Raw genomic sequence first — 3,315 nt, 5'->3', positions numbered from 1 at the left:
GCCGGCGACGGCGGCCGCCGCGCGGGCCGCCGCCCGCGCCCACGGCGTCACCCTGAACACGATCTTCAACGCGGCGCTCGCGATGGTGCTGGCGGCGACGACCGGTACGGACGACGTCGTGTTCGGCACGACCGTCGCCGGCCGCCCGACCGAGCTCGACGGCATCGACGAGGTCGTCGGGCTGTTCCTGAACACCGTCCCGGTCCGGGTCCGGCTCGATCCGCGCGAGACCGTCGGCGACCTGCTGCGGCGGGTCGCCGAGGCGCGGCTCGACCTGCTCGACCATGAGTATCTGGGCCTCGGTGACATCCAGCGGGCCAGCGGCCACCCGGTGCTGTTCGACACGCTCTACGTCCTGCAGAACTTCATCGACGAGGTGGCGAACGAGGCGACCAGCGCCCGCCACGGGATCATCGGCGGCAGCAGCCTCGACCACACCCACTACCCGCTGACGTTCGTGCTGTTCCCCGGGGCCCGGATCACCGCGCGGCTGGAATACCGGGCGGACGTGGTCGCGGCGGAGCGGGCCGAGGCGCTGTTCGCCCGTCTCCTGGCCATGGTCGGCTCGCTGGCCGGTCACCTCGACGCGCCGGTGGGCTCCCTCGACCCGCTGCTGCCGGCCGAGCGGGCCCGGCTGGACCAGGTCTCGGCCCCGGCGCTGCCGATCGGCACGGACACCGTCGCCGACCTGCTCGCCGCGCGGACCGCGCGGACCGGCGAGGCGGTCGCGCTGGTCCGCGGCGAGCAGCGGCTGACCTACCGCGACCTGGACGAGCGGGTGAACCGGCTGGCGCGGCTACTGATCGCGCACGGCGCCGGCCCGGAGACGGTGGTGGCGCTCGGGCTCGGCCGGACGGTCGACATGGTTGTCGCCCTGTTCGCCGTCCTGCGCACCGGCGCCGCCTACCTGCCGCTCGAGCTGGACCATCCGCCGGCGCGCCTGATGGAGATGGTGGCCGACGGGCGAGCCGCGCTGCTGGTTACGACCCGGGCTACCGGCCGCTACCTGGCCGGCGGCCCGGACGCCCCCAGCCCGTCGGACGCCGCCGGCGCGTCTGGCAGCCCGAGCTGGCTCGCGTTGGACGAGCGGGCCGTCGCCGCCGAGTTGGCCGCCACCCCGGCCGGCCCGCTGACGGGCGCGGAGCTCGGTGCCTTCGCCCGCGACCGCGCGGACCGGCTCGACCACCCGGCCTACGTCATCTACACGTCCGGTTCGACCGGCCGGCCCAAGGGCGTCGTCACGCCCTACCGCGGGCTGACGAATATGTGGCTCAACCACCGGGACGAGATCTTCACCCCGACGGTGGCGGCGGCCGGCGGGCGGCGCCTGCGGATCGCGCACACCGTCTCCTTCGCCTTCGACATGTCGTGGGAGGAGCTGCTCTGGCTCGTCGAGGGCCACGAGGTGCACATCTGTGACGAGAACCTGCGCCGAGACGCCGAGGGGCTGGTCGCCTACTGCGACCGCCACCGGATCGACGTCGTCAACGTCACCCCGACCTACGCGGCCCACCTGTTCGAAGCCGGCCTGCTGGAGCGGACCGGCTCGGCCAGCGAGGCCGGGCCGGCCACCGGCGGCGACCCCGCGGACGGGCACCGGCCGGCCCTGGTCATGCTGGGCGGGGAAGCCGTGCCCGACTCCGTCTGGACCCGGCTGCGGACCACCGACGGGACGGCCGGCTACAACCTGTACGGGCCGACCGAGTACACGATCAACACCCTCGGGGCCGCGACGGCCGACAGCCCGACGCCGACCGTCGGGCGGCCGATCCGCAACACCTCCGTCTACGTGCTCGACCGCTGGCTGCGCCCGGCCCCGGACGGCGTCGCCGGCGAGCTGTACATAGCTGGCGACGGCCTGGCTCGGGGCTACCTCGACCAGCCCGGCCTGACCGCGGCCCGCTTCGTGGCCGACCCGGTCCGGCCGGGCGGGCGGATGTACCGCACCGGCGATCTGGTGGCCCGCCGCCCCGACGGCAACCTCGACTTCCTCGGCCGCACCGACGACCAGGTGAAGATCCGCGGCCACCGGATCGAGCTCGGCGAGGTCACCGCCGCCCTCGACGGCCACGAGGCGGTCAGCCAGTCCGCCGTGATCGCGGCGGCCGACCCGGCGACGCCGGGCGCGAAGCGCCTCGTCGCCTACGTCGTGCCGGCCGAGCCCTCGCCCGCCGAGGCGGCCGCGATCGAGGCCGACCAGGTCGGCGAGTGGCGTCAGATCTACAGCGACGAGTACGAGCGGATCCCGACCGCCGCGCTCGTCGAGGACTTCGCCGGCTGGGATTCCAGCTACGACGGGCAGCCGATCCCGTTCGAGCACATGCGGGAGTGGCGGGCGGCCACCCTCGACCGCATCCGGGCACTCGCGCCCCGGCGGGTGCTGGAGATCGGCGTCGGCACCGGCCTGCTGCTCGGCCCGCTCGCGCCCGAGTGCGAGGCGTACTGGGGCACGGACTTCGCCGCCCCCGTCATCGCGAAGCTGCGGGCCGAGCTGGCCACCGACCCGGACCGCTTCGGGCGGGTCGAGCTGCGCCACCAAGCGGCCCACCTTACCGACGGGCTGCCCACCGGCTTCTTCGACACGGTCGTCGTCAACTCGGTGATCCAGTACTTCCCGAGCGCCGGCTACCTGGCCTCGGTGCTGCGGGGCGCGCTCGACCTGCTGGCCCCGGGCGGCTCGCTGTTCGTCGGCGACGTCCGGGACCTGGGCCGGTTGCGCGCCTTCCACAGCGCGGTCGAGCTGGCCCGCCCCGGCCCGCGGCCCGGGCCCGACCCGGCTCGGCTCGCGGCCGCCGTCGACCGGCGCCTCCTGCTGGAGAAGGAGCTGGTGGTCTCGCCGGCGTTCTTCCTGGACCTGGCGGCCCAGGCCGATCTCGAGGTGTCGGTCCGGGTCAAGCGGGGGCGCCACCGCGACGAGCTGACCCGGCACCGCTACGACGTGGTGCTGCGCCGACCCGCCCCGGTCGACGGCGCCCGGGCGGTGGAGCCGCTCACCCCGGCCTGGGACGTTCTGGCCTGGGACGTCGACGTGGACAGCGTGGAGGCACTCGGCGCGCTGCTCCGGGGCCGCCTGCCGGAGCGGGTCCGTCTGACCGCGATCCCGGACGCCCGGATCGCCGCCGAACTCGCCGCGGCCGGGTTTTGCGCTGAGGCCGGAGAGGCGGCCGCCGTCGACCCCCACGACGTATACGCGCTGGCCGATGCCCTGGGCTACGAGGCGGCCCTCGCGCCGCGACCCGGCGACCCCGGCCGGCTCGACGCCGTCTTCGTGCGCGGCTCGGGCCGCCCCGCCCTCCCGGTCACCCGGCCGGCGGC

1 protein-coding gene is annotated in these 3,315 nt (G+C 75.4%); it reads left to right on the top strand.

Features of this window, described 5'->3' with window-relative positions:
- The coding region (locus AC08OT_RS19700) for a non-ribosomal peptide synthetase (protein WP_476603177.1) at positions 1 to 3,315 on the top strand (3,315 nt) is incomplete at both ends.

The sequence above is a fragment of the Frankia sp. CgJB1 genome, assembly GCF_977947065.1.
Note: the sequence above shows the minus strand (reverse complement) of the source record. Positions and strands in the feature narration are given on the sequence as shown.